The 18,748-nt window shown below is 59.9% G+C and carries 14 protein-coding genes; 5 read left to right on the top strand and 9 right to left on the bottom strand.

The window, feature by feature from the left end:
- Positions 1–17: 17 nt before the first annotated feature.
- From F451_RS0100925 to glnK (F451_RS0100910), 4 genes are all read right to left on the bottom strand, one after another.
- Positions 18–821, bottom strand: a complete 804-nt coding sequence (locus F451_RS0100925) for a DUF1338 domain-containing protein (protein WP_020679464.1) — start codon at positions 819–821, stop codon at positions 18–20.
- Between the two features lie 529 nt (positions 822–1,350).
- Positions 1,351–1,689, bottom strand: a complete 339-nt coding sequence (glnK, locus tag F451_RS0100920) for a P-II family nitrogen regulator (RefSeq protein ID WP_020679463.1) — start codon at positions 1,687–1,689, stop codon at positions 1,351–1,353.
- Positions 1,690–1,942: 253 nt separating this feature from the next.
- Positions 1,943–3,217 (bottom strand): ammonium transporter, encoded by a 1,275-nt coding sequence (locus F451_RS0100915; RefSeq protein WP_020679462.1) that lies wholly within the window; start codon positions 3,215–3,217, stop codon positions 1,943–1,945.
- Between the two features lie 41 nt (positions 3,218–3,258).
- Positions 3,259–3,597, bottom strand: coding sequence for a P-II family nitrogen regulator (gene glnK, locus F451_RS0100910; protein ID WP_020679461.1), 339 nt, complete (start codon positions 3,595–3,597; stop codon positions 3,259–3,261).
- A 335-nt stretch (positions 3,598–3,932) separates the two neighbouring features.
- On the opposite strand from glnK (F451_RS0100910), the gene F451_RS0100905 reads away from it, so the two are divergent.
- Both F451_RS0100905 and F451_RS0100900 read left to right on the top strand, forming a co-directional pair.
- Positions 3,933–4,196, top strand: a complete 264-nt coding sequence (locus tag F451_RS0100905) for an accessory factor UbiK family protein (protein WP_020679460.1) — start codon at positions 3,933–3,935, stop codon at positions 4,194–4,196.
- A 103-nt stretch (positions 4,197–4,299) separates the two neighbouring features.
- A complete protein-coding gene (locus tag F451_RS0100900) occupies positions 4,300–5,823 on the top strand; it encodes a YifB family Mg chelatase-like AAA ATPase (protein WP_020679459.1) in 1,524 nt (507 codons plus the stop codon).
- Here the strand turns inward: F451_RS0100900 and F451_RS24450 are convergent.
- Positions 5,820–7,532 (bottom strand): putative bifunctional diguanylate cyclase/phosphodiesterase, encoded by a 1,713-nt coding sequence (locus F451_RS24450; RefSeq protein ID WP_156826326.1) that lies wholly within the window; start codon positions 7,530–7,532, stop codon positions 5,820–5,822. The two genes, F451_RS0100900 and F451_RS24450, sit on opposite strands and share 4 nt — an antisense overlap.
- Positions 7,533–7,853: 321 nt before the next feature.
- On the opposite strand from F451_RS24450, the gene rep reads away from it, so the two are divergent.
- The gene (gene rep / locus F451_RS0100890; protein ID WP_020679457.1) at positions 7,854–9,866 is read left to right on the top strand and encodes a DNA helicase Rep; all 2,013 of its coding nucleotides are present in this window, start codon (positions 7,854–7,856) and stop codon (positions 9,864–9,866) included.
- Positions 9,867–9,925: 59 nt separating this feature from the next.
- Positions 9,926–10,486, top strand: a complete 561-nt coding sequence (locus F451_RS26515) for a class I SAM-dependent methyltransferase (protein ID WP_020679456.1) — start codon at positions 9,926–9,928, stop codon at positions 10,484–10,486.
- Here the strand turns inward: F451_RS26515 and F451_RS0100880 are convergent, their stop codons facing one another.
- Both F451_RS0100880 and F451_RS0100875 read right to left on the bottom strand, forming a co-directional pair.
- A complete protein-coding gene (locus F451_RS0100880) occupies positions 10,487–10,885 on the bottom strand; it encodes an acyl-CoA thioesterase (protein ID WP_020679455.1) in 399 nt (132 codons plus the stop codon). It lies immediately after the preceding gene.
- 29 nt (positions 10,886–10,914) lie between these two features.
- The gene (locus F451_RS0100875) at positions 10,915–11,568 is read right to left on the bottom strand and encodes an HAD family hydrolase (protein WP_020679454.1); all 654 of its coding nucleotides are present in this window, start codon (positions 11,566–11,568) and stop codon (positions 10,915–10,917) included.
- Positions 11,569–11,732: 164 nt separating this feature from the next.
- Here F451_RS0100875 and F451_RS0100870 point away from each other — a divergent pair, with 164 nt between their 5' ends.
- Positions 11,733–13,652 carry a PhoX family protein gene (locus F451_RS0100870; RefSeq protein WP_020679453.1) on the top strand — a complete coding sequence of 640 codons (1,920 nt, stop codon included), beginning with the start codon at positions 11,733–11,735 and terminating at the stop codon, positions 13,650–13,652.
- 238 nt (positions 13,653–13,890) lie between these two features.
- On the opposite strand, the gene radD is transcribed toward F451_RS0100870, so the two are convergent.
- Positions 13,891–15,627: a DNA repair helicase RadD gene (gene radD / locus F451_RS0100865; protein WP_020679452.1), complete on the bottom strand. Its 1,737-nt coding sequence runs from the start codon at positions 15,625–15,627 to the stop codon at positions 13,891–13,893.
- Between the two features lie 10 nt (positions 15,628–15,637).
- Positions 15,638–18,736 carry an ABC transporter transmembrane domain-containing protein gene (locus F451_RS0100860; protein ID WP_020679451.1) on the bottom strand — a complete coding sequence of 1,033 codons (3,099 nt, stop codon included), beginning with the start codon at positions 18,734–18,736 and terminating at the stop codon, positions 15,638–15,640.
- Positions 18,737–18,748 lie beyond the last annotated feature (12 nt).

Below are 18,748 nucleotides of genomic sequence, written 5' to 3'. Positions count from 1 at the left end.
TGATTGCAGCGGTATTGTCAGCGGTATTCTGGATAAGGTGCAGGAGGCGCGGCGGATGTTCTGATAAAACCCTGGTAAAGTCGGCCGTCGCCGGCCGGGTAGCGGCGAATAAAGGCCAAATGGCCGCCGGGGATGCGCACGCTCCCGTCGCTGAATTCGACCTCGGCGGTACCCGAAGTCGTGGCGGACTGTTCGAGGTATTCCTCTGCGGAACCCTGCACCAGACCATTCTCACAGTCGAGCCTAAAGCCCTGTTCCAGCAGATAATCATTCAGATCATCAATGCTGTTGTGAAGGCTCAGACTGTTGATCAGCAACGCATAATGGTGGGCGCGAAAGCCGAACGCGGCGATCCAGGCAGCAAACTCGGAGCTGCGTTGCAGTTGTTGATAGCTGTCGTAATCGATCTTCCAGTGACGGCCCGATGCGCAAAAGTCATCCTGCAGCAAGGCGGCGGGTGAAATCTGGCTGATGAACTGGTGCAGGTTATTTCGAACTTCATCCTCCAGGGAATCGACGTTCAGCTCGGTAAAAAGCAGTTTCGGCAGGGTTGTGTCGGGGTGCTTGTAGTAGCGTGCGAAGAGTCGGGTACCTGTAATGTCAAATTCGCCGTGGGGCTGGTATCCGGCGCGCTCAAATGGTTTGGCCAGCTGAGCAATATTGACCCTTGGCAGGGCCAGCGTATGCAGGCTCAGGTGGTCAACCTGCAAGTGCGGGTTATCTGCTGCGAGCAGGTTGTGAATGCGGCGGGCATCAGGGTTAATTTCGAGGAAGTCCTGCCAGAGCATGTCCAGCATGTGATCCAGCTGCTCACGTTTCATCTTGCACCCCCTCAGAACTGGTTGTACCGCGACGCTCCCCGCCCCGCACGGTGCTACTACGCGGTGATCATACCGTTGCACATGTCAGTTTAGACGCTCTGCAATTAATTATGCTGCACGGGTGCTACGGGGCTTGGCGCGCACAGTGGCTGCAGTGATGAGCGGGACGAAAAAGACGGCGAGCGTCTGAAACGCTGCATGTCTCAGATATCCCGAAATTGGGGGTAACTTTTGAGGGCTGTGTTTAGGTGCGCTGTGCATAACAGCGTCATATTCGAATGAAATCAAATAAAGGCTATATAAAACAATGATATACAAAAGAGTCAAAGTGGTTTGACACAAGCGGTAAACAGTTTTTCCACAGCTTTTGATTTGTGAGTATGTTGTGGGTAGTTTTTGTGGAACCGTTCAAGAAGCCGCTGTGTGGTGTTTTTATCAGGCATAAAAAAACACCCGGCGGGTGCTTTTGGGTATCTGGAGTTATCCACAGCGGCGCAGAATCAAGCGCTCGCTGTGCCGATGTCCGGGGTCAGAGTGCGTCCGGGCCGGTTTCGCCGGTACGGATACGGATCACCTGTTCCAGCGGTGTGACGAAAATCTTGCCATCACCAATTTTGCCGGTGTTGGCGGTCTTGGTGATGGCTTCAATCACCTGGTCGATCATGTCACTGTCGACGGCGACCTCGATCTTGACCTTGGGCAGGAAGTCGACCACGTATTCGGCGCCGCGGTATAGCTCGGTATGGCCCTTCTGGCGGCCGAAGCCTTTGACCTCGGTGACGGTGACACCCTGGATACCGATTTCGGAAAGGGCTTCGCGAACATCATCAAGTTTGAATGGTTTGATAACCGCAGTGATCAACTTCATAGCGTGCTCCCTTTGCGACCCTGCGCCTGGTGCGGCGTCGGACGCTGTGATGAAAAGTGGAATCCGTGCCCCGCGCCCGTTAACGCAGGCGCTTTCAGAGCCCGAATGCCAGAAAAATTCAGCTCAGTATACTCGTAAAATCGTGTCGGCGCCTACGCTGGCCTGTGCGTGCATAAAAGTGCGGGCGCTGCTGTCTCCGGTAATGAAAAGGGCGCCCTGCGGCGCCCTTTACTTTAAATGAAGTGCTGAAGATTTACTTCTTGGTGGCGCTGAATTCCGGGTAGGCTTCCATGCCGCACTCGGCAAGGTCGACGCCTTCGTATTCCTCTTCCTCGGTAACGCGAACACCCATGATGGCTTTGAGCAACAGCCATACTACCAGGCTCGCCAGGAAGACCCAGCCGAAGATGGATACGATACCCAGCAGCTGGGCGCCAAAGGTGGCATCAGCGTTGTTGAACGGTACTGCCAGCAGACCCCAGATACCTACGACACCGTGAACGGAGATGGCGCCGACAGGATCATCAATCTTGATTTTGTCCAGAGTGACGATGGAGAACACCACCAGTACACCGCCAACCGCACCGATCAGCGTTGAAACCAGGGCGCTTGCAGACAGCGGGTCAGCCGTGATGGCAACCAGGCCAGCGAGCGCGCCGTTGAGCGCCATTGTCAGGTCGGCCTTCTTGAACCACAGGCGTGCCACGATCAGGGCTGCGATAACACCGCCGGCTGCCGCCGCGTTGGTGTTAACGAAAACCTGGGCGACCGCATTGGCTTCACCGACATCGGACAGCTTCAGCTCCGAACCGCCGTTGAAGCCGAACCAGCCCATCCACAGGATGAAGGTACCCAGAGTCGCCAGCGGCAGGTTGGCGCCAGGGATGGCATTGATCTCGCCATTCTTGCCGTACTTGCCTTTACGGGCACCCAATACCAGAACACCTGCCAGGGCTGCAGCGGCACCTGCCATGTGGACGATACCTGAACCGGCGAAGTCAGAGAAACCGGCTTCGCTGAGGAAACCGCCACCCCAGGTCCAGTAACCTTCAACCGGGTAGATCACACCGGTCATGACGACAGCGAATGCCAGGAAGGACCAGAGCTTCATGCGCTCGGCAACGGCACCGGAGACGATGGACATTGCCGTGGCGACGAACACCACCTGGAAGAAGAAGTCCGAACGGGCCGAATAGTAGGGTGCGTCATCGCCACCGGCCAGCACGGCATCGACAGCGTTTTCGTCACCGATCAGGGCACCGAAGTTCGGCAGTACGCCGCCAGCATCGGAGCTGTACATGATGTAGTAACCGCAGAGCAGGTACATGGTACAGGCGATGGCGTAGAGAGCGATGTTCTTGGTCAGAATTTCGGTTGTGTTCTTGGCGCGAACCAGGCCCGCTTCGAGCATCGCGAAGCCAGCGGCCATCCACATTACCAGGGCGCCGCATACCAGAAAGTAAAAGGTATCAACGGCATATTTAAGCTGCGATAAATCCGCAACGGTCGTGTTGAGAAGCTCTTCCATCTCGACGGCCCTCCGTCAGGCGCGATTGGTTAATTTTTATATCAAAGTGCGTCTTTACCGGTCTCGCCGGTACGGATGCGAATAACTTGTTCCAGCGGTGTGACAAATATCTTGCCGTCGCCAATCTTTCCAGTGTGGGCGGCCTTGCTTATCGCTTCCACGACCTGATCCACAATGTCCGCCGACACAGCTGCATCGACCCGGACCTTGGGCAGGAAGTCGACGACATATTCAGCGCCGCGATACAGTTCGGTATGGCCTTTCTGGCGCCCAAAGCCTTTGACCTCGGTCACGGTGATGCCCTGAACACCAATTTCAGACAGCGCCTCGCGGACATCGTCCAGTTTGAAGGGCTTGATGATCGCCGATATAAGTTTCATGTGTCTGTCCCCCATCTATGGACTGATTCCTTGTACGAGCCGCCCCGGAGTTAAAGGTGGCCCGAAACGGTTGGTTATTCATAAGCGAATGTTGTGCCATGTTGCATAAGTCTTTAAATAACAAAGCGTTGTCTTTAAGGGCTGTCTCCAGGTGGGGAAATGCCTTCGGATTCGGCACCATTAAGGGATTATTGCGTGCACGATTTGAGTGCGCGCACCTTTTTGGTGCCAAATGGCTGCCATCACTACCCAGGCACTGTGCTTCTGCACTTGTGGTCACTGCGACGGACCTGCGAAAAATGCTAAGCTTGGGCGAAATTACGGGAGTTTGTGCAATGCTTAATCAAAAGCTGATAGAGACGCTTTCAGCCCAGCTGAGCGAGTTGTTTGAGGGTGGGCGCAGCCTGCCGGGGCAGGAAGCCATGCGCCAGCAGGTACGCGCTGTCTTGCAGAGCAGTTTTGCGCGTCTGGATCTTGTAACGCGGGACGAGTTCGATGCCCAGGCCGCCGTGCTGGGTCGAACCCGTGAAAAGGTGGATCAGCTGGAAATCAAACTCAGCGAAATCGAACAGCGGCTCGACAACAAAAACCACGAATAAACACGCCGTCTCAGGCTGGCTAAAAAATGCACAAGGATGGTGCAAGCGCGTAGTGCAGATACCTGCACCTTAAGTAAGCAACCGCATACCAAGGATGGTACTTATGTCACTCGCAGTGGTTCATTCCCGCGCAATGCTGGGCATAAGTGCACCAGCGGTTACCGTCGAAGTGCACCTTTCCGGTGGTTTGCCCTCGCTGTCGATCGTCGGCCTGCCCGAAGCGGCTGTGCGGGAAAGCAAGGATCGAGTACGCAGCGCACTGATTAATTCCGGTTTCGATTATCCGCAACGCCGTATCACGATCAACCTGGCGCCCGCCGACCTGCCCAAGGAAGGCGGGCGTTATGATCTGGCAATTGCGCTGGGCATTCTGGCGGCATCGAAACAACTGCCCCCATCGTGCCTCGAAGGTTGGGAAGTACTGGGTGAACTGACCCTGGCGGGAGAAATCAGGCCCGTGCGGGGCGTTTTGCCCGCGGCGCTGTCCTGCCGTGATCTGGAGCGCGCACTGCTGGTGCCGCGCTTGAACGGCGCGGAAGCCGCCCTGGTACAGGGCTGTGATGTACGTGTCGCCGATCATTTGTTGCAGGTCTCCTCTGCATTGCGCGGCGATACTCCGCTGGAACACGCCAGGGCGTTAGCGCCGCTGGAAGTCTCCGGCTTGCCGGACCTTGACGAGGTCAAGGGACAGTATCAGGCGCGCCGTGCGCTCGAGGTAGCCGCCGCCGGCAGTCATAACCTGCTATTCAGCGGCCCGCCCGGCAGTGGCAAGAGCATGCTGGCGGCCCGGTTGCCGGGGCTGCTGCCGGCACTGGGGGAGCGGGAGCGGCTGGAAGTGGCCGCGGTGTATTCGGTGGCCGGTTGTGGCATTGATACCGTCGGCCAGGGCAGCCGCCCCTTTCGCAACCCGCACCATACGGCATCTGCGGTGGCTCTGGTGGGCGGTGGCAGCCAGCCGCGCCCCGGCGAAATATCGCTGGCGCACCAGGGCGTGCTGTTTCTGGATGAGTTGCCGGAGTTCCCCCGCTCGGTGCTGGATGTGCTGCGCGAGCCTCTGGAAACCGGAGAGATTCTTATTTCCAGAGCGGCCAGCCAGATGCTTTTTCCTGCCCGTTTTCAGCTACTGGCCGCCATGAACCCCTGCCCCTGCGGGTATTTCGGCGATACGTCGGGGCGCTGTCGCTGCACGCCGGATCAGATACAGCGTTACCAGGGACGCATTTCGGGTCCGCTGCTGGATCGCTTTGATATGCAGCTCAACGTCAAGGCGCTGGATCCTGCGCAGCTGCTGGACCCCACCGCCGGTCGGGGCGAATCCAGTGCTGTCGTGGCGAAGCGGGTGGCGGCAGCGATGGCGTTGCAGGAAGCGCGCCAGGGCAGGCCTAACCGTGATCTGGGATCCGCTGAACTGGACCAGGTGTGCTGCCTGGAAAAGCCGCAGCGTGCGTTGCTGGTCAATGCGGCCACTCGGCTGGGGCTTTCGGCCCGCGCCTGCCACCGGATACTGCGCGTGGCGCGCACGCTGGCGGATCTGGCGGGCGAGGAGCGTGTTTGTGAGGCCCAGTTGCTGGAAGCGCTGGGCTTTCGCCAGGGCCTGATGCGCCAGGGTGGCTCGGCGAAGGGTTAGTTACCGCGCAGCATGCGCATGAAGTCTTCGATGGGTACGGGGGGGCTAAAGAAATACCCCTGCACCTGGTCACAGTCGTGGCGAATCAGAAACTCCAGCTGAGTCTTGTTTTCAACGCCCTCAGCAATGACTTTTTTCTGCAGGTTATGCGCCAGATTAATAATGGCGCGCACGATCTCTTCATCATCCTTGCTCTGATTCACGCCGGCGACAAACGATTTGTCGATCTTGAGCGTACTGATGGGCAGCTTCTGTAGCAGGGCAAAGGATGAGTAACCGGTGCCGAAATCGTCCAGCGAGAAATCGATGCCCAGGGCGCTGAGTTCCTTAAGGCAGCTTTGCACATGGGCTTCATCCGAAAACAGTGCGGTTTCGGTCAGTTCGAACTCAAGGCGATGCGGGTCTATCTGGTTTTTGTCGATGATGCGCTTGATGGTCTTGGCGAGAAAGTCATCCTTGAATTGCCGAAACGACAGGTTTACGCCAATGCTGCCGTACCGGAAACCGGCTTCCTTGAACTTGAGCATGTCTTGGCCGGCCTGGTGGATGGCCCAGTATCCCATGGGGACAATGAGCCCGGTTTTCTCGGCGGTCGGGATGAACTCATCGGGCTGGACCAATCCACGCTCCGGGTGATTCCAGCGCATCAGCGCCTCGGCACCGATGATCTTGCCGGTACGCAGGTCGATGCGTGGCTGGTAATAGAGCACAAACTGCTCCTGGCGCAGCGCGCTCCAGAGTTCCGGCTCCAGCGTGATCTGGGTGGCGGGATCGGTGTCCTTGGCGGATTCGAAAATGGCATAGCTGCAGCCGTGCAGTTGCTTGGCCCGTTGCCGTGCCTGGGATGCCTGGCGGATCAATGCGTCCAGCTCCCGGCTGTGCTCCGGCGCAAAGGCGACACCGATGCTGCTGGGCAGCATGATTTCGCGTTCGTTGCAGTGGTAGGGGTGGCTCACGTGCTGCATCAGTCGGGCGATCAGTTCCAGGGTACTGGCGCGCAGGTCGGTACCCTGTTCCGTCTCCAGTATGATGGCAAATTCGTCGCCACCAATGCGGTATAACTGTTCGTCCTGCAGACAGCTTTGCAGTCTCTGGCTCAGCTGCTGAACCACATCGTCGCCGGCGGAATGGCCAATGCTGTTGTTAAATTTGCGAAAACCATCGAGATCCACCGTGATCAGCGCCACAGAGTGCTGGTGACTGTCGATACGCGCGAGGCTTTCAAGCAGCTGACGATAGAAATATTGCCGGTTGCCGATGGCCGTGAGCGGGTCGGCGTGGCGCAGGTAATCGATCTGGGCATGCTGGCGCTGGCTGCCCAGTACGTAACGAATGGCGCGTTGCAGGGTATCTGCGGCCAGTGTGCGCAGCGGAAGGTAGTCAGCCACGGCCTGGTTCAGCAGTTTGCGGCCGGTCAGGTCATTGATGTCATCATCAAGCACGATGATCGGAATGGTGCTGTTGCTGCGCTTGAAGGTCAGCAGGGTGGCATTGTCGAGCAGATGGGTCGCCGGCAGGCACAAAAACAGCAGGTCTATCTTTTCATGCCCGATCAGGTTCAGCGCCTGGTTGACGTCTTTGGAATACTGGATGTCATACACATGTTCTGTATTCAGAAGACTGCTGATTCTGTCCGACGTCTGCTGATCATCGGCAACGATCAGCAGTCTGATCACGGATTCGCTGGTTTGCCGCTGGGCCGACTGCATCAGGTTAATACCCCACAAATAGACAGCAATACAGAGGTGTGTGCATTTGGCTGCCACTGACGGTTGGTGAGGGATCCTTTGTGCTCGTGAGGCCCTGTTCGTGGCATAATACGCCGTCCTGCTTTGGCGCAGGACAAACTTAGCACGAAGCGCCGACAATAAAAATGACAGTGAAAGCCTGTTTAATCAGGCAATTACTCCTGTCATTTTAGTCAATCCTTGAATGCATCCGGAACGTTACGCTGTGCCGGATTCCCCTTCCGTTATTGACCGTTAGCGGCCGTGCTCCCGACTGCTTTAGCACTTTTTGAATATTGACTCATGAGCAAGCTCAATCCCAGACAGAAAGAAGCGGTGGAATATGTCGGTGGTCCACTGCTGGTTTTGGCCGGCGCAGGCTCCGGCAAGACCAGCGTTATCACGCGTAAAATCGCCTACCTGATCCAGAAATGTGGCGTTCAGGGACGGCATATTGCGGCCGTCACCTTCACCAACAAGGCATCCCGGGAGATGAAGGAGCGTGTCGGCCAGCTGGTGCAAGGCAAGGAGGCGCGTGGTCTGACGGTCTCGACCTTCCATAACCTGGGCCTCAACATCATTCGCAAGGAGCATCGCATCCTGGGCTTGAAGGCGGCGTTTTCGTTGTTTGATGATCAGGACAGCAAGGCGCTGCTGCGTGATCTGATGCTGCATCAGAACGAGGATGCGGATCAGGTCGACAGCGTGCGCAACCAGATCTCGAACTGGAAAAACGACATGCTGGAGCCTGACCAGGCGCTGGCCCAGGCGGCGGGCCCGGACGAGATCCTGGCGGCCCGTGCCTACGAGGCCTACGAAATCCATTTGCGTGCCTATAACGCGGTGGATTTCGATGACCTGATCCTGATCCCGGTGCGCCTGTTCCAGAATCATGCAGAGGTGCTGGAGCGCTGGCAGGGGCGCATTCGCTACCTGCTGGTGGACGAATACCAGGATACCAACCTGTCGCAGTACCGCCTGGTGCGCCAGCTGGTCGGGCACCGTGGTGCCCTGACGGTGGTGGGTGACGACGACCAGTCGATCTACGCCTGGCGCGGTGCCCGGCCCGAGAACCTGATTCAGCTGAATGAAGACTTTCCGAGCCTGCGGGTGGTCAAGCTGGAGCAAAACTATCGCTCCACCGGGCTGATCCTCAAGGCGGCCAACACCCTGATCGCCAACAACCCCCACGTGTTCGACAAGACGCTGTGGAGCGACATGGGCTATGGCGACCCGATCAGGGTGATCTACAACCGGAACGAAGAAACCGAGTGTGAGCGCATCGCCACGGAAATACTCGATCGTCACCTGCGCAAGGCCACGCCCTTCAAGGACTTTGCCATTCTGTACCGCGGCAATTTCCAGGCCCGCCTGCTGGAGGTCAAGCTGCAGGCGTATCAGGTGCCCTACAAGCTGAGCGGTGGCACCTCCTTCTTCTCCCGCGCCGAGATCAAGGATGTGATGGCGTATCTCAAGGTGCTGATCAATCCGGATGATGACAACGCCTTTTTGCGTATCATCAATACCCCCAGGCGCGAGATTGGCCCCAATACGCTGCAGAAGCTGGGGACCTACGCCTCGGAGCGCCAGGTCGGACTCTATGCGGCCTGTGACGAAATGGGTCTGGAACAGGTGCTGCCGGCCCAGGCTGTTGATCGGCTGCGCCGTTTCCGCGACTGGATGCAGCGTATTTATCGCCAGTGCCAGGAAGTCGACCCGGTGGATGCCATTCGCGAAATGGTGCGCGATATCGACTATGAAGGCTGGATACGCCAGAACACCGCCAGTGAGGCGGCCGCCGACAAGCGGGTGCAGAATGTCTGGTTCCTGCTGGATTCGATTCGCTCCACCCTGGATCGACTGCGCGAGGACGACCCCGATGCCGGTATCGAGGAGACCATCACCCGCCTGATCCTGCTCGACCTGCTTGATCGCCAGGAGGAAGAGGACGACTCCGACCGGGTTCAGCTCATGACGCTGCACGCGTCCAAGGGACTGGAATTCCCCCATGTCTTCATGATGGGCATGGAAGAGGAACTGCTGCCGCACCGCAACAGCATCGAGACCGACACTATCGAGGAGGAGCGCCGGCTGGCCTATGTGGGCATCACCCGGGCGCGGGAAACCCTGACCATGACCCTGGCGCGCCAGCGCAAGCAGTATGGCGAGATGGTGGACTGCCTGCCGAGCCGATTTATCGATGAAGTGCCGCAGGAGGATCTGGTTATCGAGGGGCTGGAGCGTAATCAGGACCAGAACAAGGCGCGGGGCAAGGCAACGCTGAACAGCCTCAAGAGCCTGCTGGATAGCTTCTAGCGACGCGCTGTGGAAAGCCTGCGTGATAGCGTCCAGCCGTCAGTTTCAAGGAGTTGCAGATGAATGCTGTTCGGGACAAATGGAACCGGCGTTACGAGGCACGCTCGCACGCCCCGCCTGCCACCCCCGCGTTTGTGACGCACATTGCGCCGAGTCTTAAGCCGGGCACCGTTCTGGATGTGGCCGCCGGTGACGGCGCTGCCAGCCTGGCTCTGGCCAGGCTGGGCTTCGTGGTCACGGCGATTGATATTTCCGAGGTAGGGCTGTCGCGGCTGGAGGACTTCGCCGCCCGTGAGCGGCTCACCATTCAAACCCGATGCTGTGATCTGGAGCAGCCCGACCGTCTCGACGGGCTGGGCCCGTTCGATAACATCCTGGTCTGTCGCTACAAGCCGGAACCCGCGCTTTGGCCGGCCCTGGCGGCCATGCTGGTGCACGGCGGCCTGCTGGCCTTCAGTACCTTTAACCTGCAGCAGCACGAGCTGCACGGCTTCCCTGCCCGCTTCTGCCTGCAGCCCGGCGAGCTTAAGGCTATCGACCCGTCACTGGAGCGGCTGCGCTGTCAGAGTGTTTCCCGCGCTGGGGATTATTTTGATGACTACCTCTTTCGCCGCCGCTGATCAGGCGTCAAACAGGCTTTCAATTGCCGGCGAGATATAGGGCCGGCCGCGCGCATTCAGGGCGGTGCCGATCACCAGGCCCTCGAGCATGACCTTGTCGTCTTCCAGGCGGATGACCCGCTGGCGGAAGCCGAAGCGGATTTTGCCAAGGCGCTCGGTCGTGACCTCGACCACAAAGCGGTCGCCGCTTTTCAGGGGCGCCTTGTAATCCAGTTCGCTGCGAATCACCACCAGATGGATACCGTCCTGGGCCAGGGCGGCGAAATCCACGCCTTTGGCCAGCAGATACTCATGCCGGGCGTGCTCCAGGTAGTTGAAATAGACGCCGTTGTTGACGATGCCCTGGATATCCAGTTCGTAGTCGCGTACCTGGAACTCAAGGCGAAATGGCTGTGTCATGGGGGTTCCTGTGTCGTTGAGTGAATCGTTTAACGTTGCTGGCAGATCCAGGCGTGTGCTTCTGTCAGGCTGTCCACGATGATGCTGGCAGCGGAAAAATCATGGCTTTGTGCCTCGGCGCTGCGGATGGCGACCACGCGCAGGCCTGCCGCCCGGGCCGCAGTAACACCCACCTCGGTGTCCTCCACCGCGATGCAGTGCTGTGCCTGCAGTTGCATCAGTTGCAGCGCCCGCAGATAGCTGTCGGGCGCCGGCTTGTTGTTGGCAACATCGTCGCCGGTGACAACATGCTCGAATAACGGCTCCCAGGCGTGGCCGCGCAAGGATGCCTGTACACAGTTGCGCTGCGAGCCGCTGACCAGTCCCAGGCGCAACTCGCCCGCGAGCGCACGCACCACCGTATCGGCACCCGGCATTTGCGGAAAGTAGGCCCTGGCCAGATAGGCTTCGTTGGCCGCGAGCTTTGCGGCAACCAGCTGTTCGATGCTGGCATCCGTGCTGTTGAGCTGCAGGATATCAATCGCGTTCTGCCTGATGGGCACGCCCAGCATGCGACTCCAGTAATGTCCCTCACTGATCGTCAGGCCCCAGGGGGCAACCGCCTGGCGCCAAAGCTGCAGGTTAACGGCCTCGGAGTCGACTAGGGTGCCGTCATGGTCAAACAGTATTGCGTGAAGTGTCATGCTGAAACGCCCTGTTCGATGATGTGTGTCTTTGGCTGTTGGAACGGCTGCAAGCCGCGTTGCGCACTCTAGCATATTCTGCGTCGCCCACACCGGAAGGGGCTGTCATGTGATCGTCATACTCTCTGACTAGGATGCACGCCATTCTTTGAGGAGGGAATCCGATGAAATCTATACAGTCTGACGTCAACGCCCAGGATACCGATGCGCTGGACCGCACCGGTTTTGATGCCCTGGTAGACAAGGCGCTGAGCCGCCGCAGCCTGCTCAAGGGTGGCATGGCCGCCGGCATGCTGGGCTTTTTTAGCCTGTCACCGGTGGCCCAGGCGGTTGCCGCCGCGCTGGAGCCTTCCCGTCTGCTGGGCTTCAAGGCCATCAAGGCGTCGACCGACGATGCCATCGCGCTGCCCGCCGGTTACCGCTCCTCAATACTGATGTCCTGGGGTGACCCCGTGCTTCCCGGCGCCCCCGAATTCGATCACAAAGGCGGCAACAGCGCGGCCGATCAGGCCCTGCAGTTCGGTGATAATACCGATGGCATGGCGCTGTTCCATTTTCGTCGCCCCGATGGGTCCAACGATCCGGACCGCGCGGTGCTGGCCGTCAACAACGAATACTGCAACTACAAGTACCTGCTGCAGAACGGCGAGGCCCTGACGCGCGAGGACGTTGACAAGGCCAAGGCCGCCCACGGCAACACCGTTGTCGAGCTGGTCCGCGAAGGCGGTCAGTGGCGCTACGTGCGGGATTCGAAACTGAACCGCCGCATCCATCTCGAAACCGAAATGCAGCTGACCGGTCCGGTCGCCGGCCATGCGCTGGTGCAGACCGCGGCAGACCCTGACGGCCGCAAGGTCTTCGGCACCGTGAACAACTGCGCCAACGGCCGTACGCCCTGGGGGACCTACCTGACCTGCGAGGAGAACTTCCAGGGCGTGTTCGGCGCCGACCGCGACGAAGACGTGCCGCCGGAGCAGGCGCGGTACGGTATCAAGGCGGCCGAGGACAGGTATCGCTGGTGGCAGCACGATGACCGCTTCAACCTCAGCAAGACCCCCAACGAGCCGAACCGTTTCGGCTGGATCGTCGAGTATGACCCGTTCGACCCGCAATCGACGCCCATGAAACGCACGGCGCTGGGACGCGTCAAGCATGAAAACGCCGAGCTGGTGCTGAACAAGGACGGTCATGTCGTGGTTTACATGGGCGATGACGAGCGCGGCGAGCATATCTACCGGTTCGTATCGAAAAACAAGTTTGTCGAAGGCCAGGATGCGATGAACCGCACCCTGCTGGAAGACGGCACTCTCTACGTGGCGCAGTTTAACGGCGATAGCGACAAGCATGCCGGCCGCGGCCGCTGGATCGAGCTGAGCCACGGCAAGAACGGCTTGAGCGTCGAGAACGGCTTTGCCGACCAGGCCGATGTGCTGGTTCATACCCGTCGCGCCGCCAAGCAGGTGGAAGCGACCACCATGGACCGTCCGGAGTGGGTCACCCACAACCCGCACAACGGCCAGGTTTACTGCACCCTGACCAACAACAAGCACCGTGGCAACAAGGACGAGCAGCCGCTCAACGCCGCCAACCCGCGTGCCAGCAATCACTACGGCCAGATCATCCGCTGGGAAGCGAAGGGCGGCGACCACACCGCTGAAACCTTTGACTGGGATCTGTACCTGATTGCCGGCAATCCGACGGTGCACGAGGGTAACCTGTACGCCGGTTCCGATGCCATCACGGCGGACAACATGTTCAACAGCCCCGATGGCCTGGGCTTCGACAACGATGGCCGTCTGTGGATTCAGACCGACGGTGACGACTCCAATGCCGGTGATTTCGCCGGCATGGGTAACAACCAGATGCTGTGTGGCGACCCTGCAACGGGCGAAATCCGCCGTTTCATGGTGGGGCCTGTCGGTGCCGAGGTGACGGGGCTGACGTTTAGCGACGACTGCAAAACCATGTTTGTTGGCATCCAGCACCCCACCGGCGCTTTCCCGGATTACCTGGACGGCGGCAAGCCGCGCTCCAGCATCGTCGTGGTGACCCGCGAAGACGGTGGCGTGATCGGCGCTGCCTGAACCTGACGCCCGAAGGCTGGGCTCCTGCGCGACAGCGGGAGCCCAGCCCCGGGGCACGCTGCCGGCCCGGTTTGCCGGGCCGGCAGGTTTAACCTGTTGCTTGAAATTCGCATGGGGCTCCTTTCCCGGAATTCGTCAGCACATTCTTGAAACTCGCTTCGCTCCTTTCCCGGAATTCGCTTCGCTCATTCCATATACGAACTGCCCTTTCATCTTGCGTCTTTTATCGTGGTCTTTTTTACAGTTCATTCGCCTTGCGATAGCGGCCGCTGTAATCGAACAGGCGCTCGCGTACACGCCAGTGGGGGCCCGCCTTGCGGGCGACAACGAAGTCCGGCGCGCTGAATGCCTGGGCTGCCTCCAGTACTTCGGCCAGGCTGCCGAAACGTCGTGGCTCGGTAGCACCGTTGAAGCGGCGCCCGAACAGGCGGTTGAACACCGCGCGCTGACCCGCTTGTCGCAGGTCGAAGCGTTCGTGCAGCTCCTCGCCTTCCTCATCGTGATAGCAGATGCGCAGTGCGCCCTTGTGTTCGGAAAAGCTGACACCGGCACAGCGGATCACGCGGGCATCCTTGAGCTGCAGGGCACGCTTGAGCAGGTCGTCCGGGTCGATGATGGCCTCGCTGCATTGATGGCACTGGCGTGCGGCGATATCGTTCTCGGCACCGCAGTGCGGGCATTCCTTGAAGCGAAAACGGTAGTCGCACTGCTGACTCGGGCCGTCATCGTCTTCGAGCAGTCCCTGACAGCGGCGGCCATAATGCTCGAGAACGGTGCCGGCGCCATCGGTCTTGCCCCAGAAGATGTTGGCAAAACCGCAGCCCGGGCAGAATACCTGCACCGGTTCGCTGTCGCTGTCGGGCTTCTTGCTGCCAACTTCGGGGGCAAACAGGTTGAAGCCGTTGCCGGCATAGTCGATTACCAGGCAGTCGGTCTTGCCGGGCGCCAGGCGCAGGCCACGGCCGACGATTTGCTGGTAGAGGCTGACCGACTGGGTAGGTCTCAGGATGGCGATCAGGTCGACGTGGGGGGCATCAAAGCCGGTGGTCAGCACGGCCACGTTCACCAGGTATTTGAGCTCGCGTGCCTTGAAGCGGGTGATCAGTGCTTCACGCTCCGCTGCGGGGGTCGTGCCCGTGACCAGGGCGGTGCAGTCGCTGGGCAGGTAGCCGGTGATTTCCAGCGCGTGCCGAATGGTGGCGGCGAAAATCATCACGCCGGCGCGCTCGCCGGCGAGCGCCTGAATTTGCTCGCAGATCGCCTGGGTCACGCGCGGGTAGCGGCTCAGCAGGCTGTTGAGCTGCGTTTCGCTGTAGTGGCCGGCGGCGTTGGCCTGCAGCGCCGAAAAGTCGTAGTGGGCGATGCTCGCATCCACCAGTTCGGGCTTCGTAAGGTAGCCCTCGCGGATCAGCTGCGACAGCGGCAGCTCGTAGATGCAGTGCCGAAACGGGCGGGCATCTTCGCTGCGCACAAAACCGCGATAGTGGTACTGGTAGATCCACCCCTGGCCCAGGCGGTAGGGGGTGGCGGTCAGGCCCAGTACCTTGAGGTGGGGGTTCTGGGCGCGCAGGGCGGTGATAACCTGCTGATACTGGCTGTCATCGCCGTCGCTGACCCGGTGGCATTCGTCGATGATGAGCAGGGAATAGGCATTTTGGAACCGGTCCAGGTTGCGGGTCACCGACTGCACGCTGGCGAAGGTGACCTGATGCCCGGTGTCTTTCAGCCCGAGTCCCGCCGAAAAAATGCCGGCGCTGAGGCCAAAGGCGGCGTACTTGGCGTGATTCTGCTCCACCAGTTCGCGCACATGGGCCAGTACCAGAATACGGCGGCGTGCGAGACGTGCCAGTTCCGCGATCACCAGGCTCTTGCCGGCCCCGGTGGGCAGCACGATGACGGCGGGTTCATCACCGGCGCGAAAATGCCTGAGCGTCGCGTCGACGGCTTCCTGCTGGTACGGCCGAAGCTGGATCATTGTTTTGCCATCAGTGCTCTTGCGCGCGCTCGTTGCGAATGGTTTCGGCGGCGCCGAACAGGTGTCCCGATACGGTACGCAGCAGATTCATCGCCACGACGGTATCGTTTTCGATAATTTCCAGCAGCTCGCGACGCTCGATACGCAGGGCAAGCACGGGTTTGATCGCTTGCAGGTTCATGTTGCGTGGCTGATCGATAATCACGGAGAGGTCGCCAATCAGGCGGCCCGGGCCGACCTCGCTGATGGGTTTGTCTTCAGCAGATGCATCAGGCCAGTGCAGCTCGGCCAGGCCGTCGACCACGATATAGGCGCCGTCGGGCACATCGCCGTGACTGAACAGGTGTTCACCGGCACCGACCCGTACCCAGCTTGATGCATAGGCCAGCAGGCGTACCTGGGCGGGGTTCAATTTAGCAAAGGCCGCGGTGCTGGCAATGACACTGCGCTTGCTCTCGAAGTCTTCAATGGTTTCCGGCGTCGGGACCGTTGGCGCCCGGGGGCTGCCATCGACAGGGACACGGCCGTCTTCGAGCTGGATGGTCAAGTCAAACTGTTCGCTATCGCTAATGGTTGGCTCCAGTACAATGATGGTGGCCTCGGGCAGCAGGTGCCGGATCTTGCGCAGTGCCTCACTGCGCTGGGCAACGGAATGGCTTGCCAGGGCCTGGTCCAGCACCAGGATGTCCGGTTTTTTTATGGTGGCGCGCAGGAAGGCAAAGCGCTCCTGTGCGATGGGCGGCACTTCGGTGCCGCCAAGCCCCACCGGAATGCTGCGGATCAGCATGGACAGCGGGCCGTGCAATTCGGCCTGCAGCAGCTCTTCGGCAATGATGCTGCGAATGCTGCGTTCGTTGGTTTCACCGGCGCGGGCGAGCTTGCCGAAAATCAGGTTCTCCAGCACGCTGATGCCGGGGTTGATGCGCTGTTCATCCAGCGGCCGGTAGCGGCTCTGGAACAGCGCTTCGTGCAGCGGAACGCAGGCCTCGCGCATTCGAAGCACGGCGGTGCTGATGCCGCTGGGCAGTGGCATGTCCAGTTGCTCGGCGGTGATCATAAAGGGAAGCGTCAGGCGCAGTTCGGATTCGACGGCCGTCAGCGCGCGGCCGCTGTGCTGTTTTTGCTGCACATCCTGCAGGGCCGCGTAGGTTTCGGGGGTCAGCCCGCCCAGGCGCTTGAAAATCGGATGGTTGGGGCCGATGGCGGCAAAGGTATTCACCAGCGTGTCCAGCATGCTGTGAGCGAAATGCTCCAGCTCCGGCCCAAACCCTGCGGCGTTGAAGCGCTTGATCAGCTGGCTGGTGGTGGCCGCCTGCTCGTCCCGGCTGGAATGGATATGGATTGCAAACAGCAGGTTTTCCGTCAGTGTCAGGCTTGGGTTCAGGGCCTGGCGCGTGAAGGGGTGAATAAAGCGGGTCAGGTTTTCCGCTGCCAGCCGGCGCGCCAGCCGGGGACGAAGCTCAATTATCTTGGCCGCCAGAGAGGGCCGGTCGGAGGGCTCAAAGCGGGCATCCAGGGCGCGCTGTGACAGATAGTCCTCGCTGCCCATGGCATCGACAATCATCAGCCACCACTGATTCAGTTCGTCCAGCTTGCTGAAACCGGCAATATTCAGATCCAGCCATTCGGCATTGACCGGATAGGTACTGTTACCGGAGGCCAGGGCCTCCAGCAGCTCGGGGTCGTCCAGCTCGCTGCTGCTGAGGTTGACGCGGGGGTTGCGCCGCAGCGGCATATAGACGTTTTCCCCCACCGAGGCATTGAACAGGTAGGGGGTTGAGGAGGCGATGCCGATCCGCGCCGAGATGATGGCCTGGTTCAGCTGGCACAGCTTGTGTCCGCTGATCGTCACCTCACCGGACGACAGGCTGACGCTGCGGGACAGCACCTGGGATAAGGCTTTGCGTACTGTGCTGTTGTTGCTCTGGATCGCCACTGTGGCGCCGGGGGGGATCTGCAGGCTGATGTCTGACAGTATTCGGCTACCGTTGGGGTCGGTGACGCTGACCCGATCAAAGCTGATCGGGCCGTTGAGACGTGGCAATGCCTCTTGCTGTTCCTCGAACAGCCCGGCGTCGAGAATGTCGTCGGGCTGGAACTGGTCGCGCAGGCTCTTGTAACGGTCGCTGGTTTCCTGAATCTGGCTGATGTAATTGAGCAGTTCACGCCAGGGTGTGACGATGTCCTTGTAGGCCGTGATGGCCGCGACCAGTGCCCCGATGGACAGCGACCCCTGAATGACCAGGTAGCCACCCACCGCATAGAACAAAAAAGGCGGCAGATTGTTGATGAAGTTGTTAAGAAACTTCATGAAGAACTTCTTGCGGAAGATATCCCCCCGGACCTGGAATATGCCGCCCAGACGGTGACTGAATATCGCCAGTGCGTAGGGGGTGCCGCCGTTGCTGCGCAGGTCATCGAGTCCCTGCACGCATTCCCCGATCAGCTCCGACAGCTTGCGTACCCGGCGTACCCGTTCGCGGTGCAGCCGGTTGATGCGCCTCTGCAGCAGCGGCGTAATAATGGCCTGCAGCGGTACCAGCGCCACGGCGGCAAGGCCAAACCAGGGGTTCTGGATAAACAGGAACGTCAGAATGGTGAGCATCTGCCCGGCCTGGAACAGCGGCAGCGCCAGGGCGTCACCCATGATGCCACTGAGGGGCTCCACCTCGGCCGTGACCATGGACACTACTTCACCCTGGGAGGTGCGCCTGAAACGGGCAACGGGAAAACGCATCACCTGGCCGATCAAGCGGTAGCGCAGGCGTCGCAGCAGGCGCTCGCCAACGATACCCTTGTAGATATTCAGCCGCATCTTGATCAGGCCGCTGCACAATACCGTGAGCAGAAAGGCGAAACTGAGCAGCAGCAGCAAGTGCAGTTGTTCGAATTCAACGCCCAGGATCAGGTACGGGAAGTCGGTGCCGCCAATGGCATCGTTGAGGATTCGCTTGGGCAGTTCCAGGCTGGCATAGAGGATCGGAAAGGACAGCAGCGTAATGGCCAGCAGCGCGATCTGATGCCGGGAGCTGTATCGCCAGATAAAGCTCAGCAGTGTGGGCTCTAACCGATCCGGAGGGGGGCTGGATGGGCCTTGTCGCCGCTTCATGCCGATAGATTT

The sequence above is a fragment of the Marinobacterium rhizophilum DSM 18822 genome (assembly GCF_000378045.1).
Taxonomy (GTDB): Bacteria; Pseudomonadota; Gammaproteobacteria; order Pseudomonadales; family Balneatricaceae; genus Marinobacterium_A; species Marinobacterium_A rhizophilum.
This window is presented reverse-complemented; position numbering and strand designations above follow the sequence as displayed.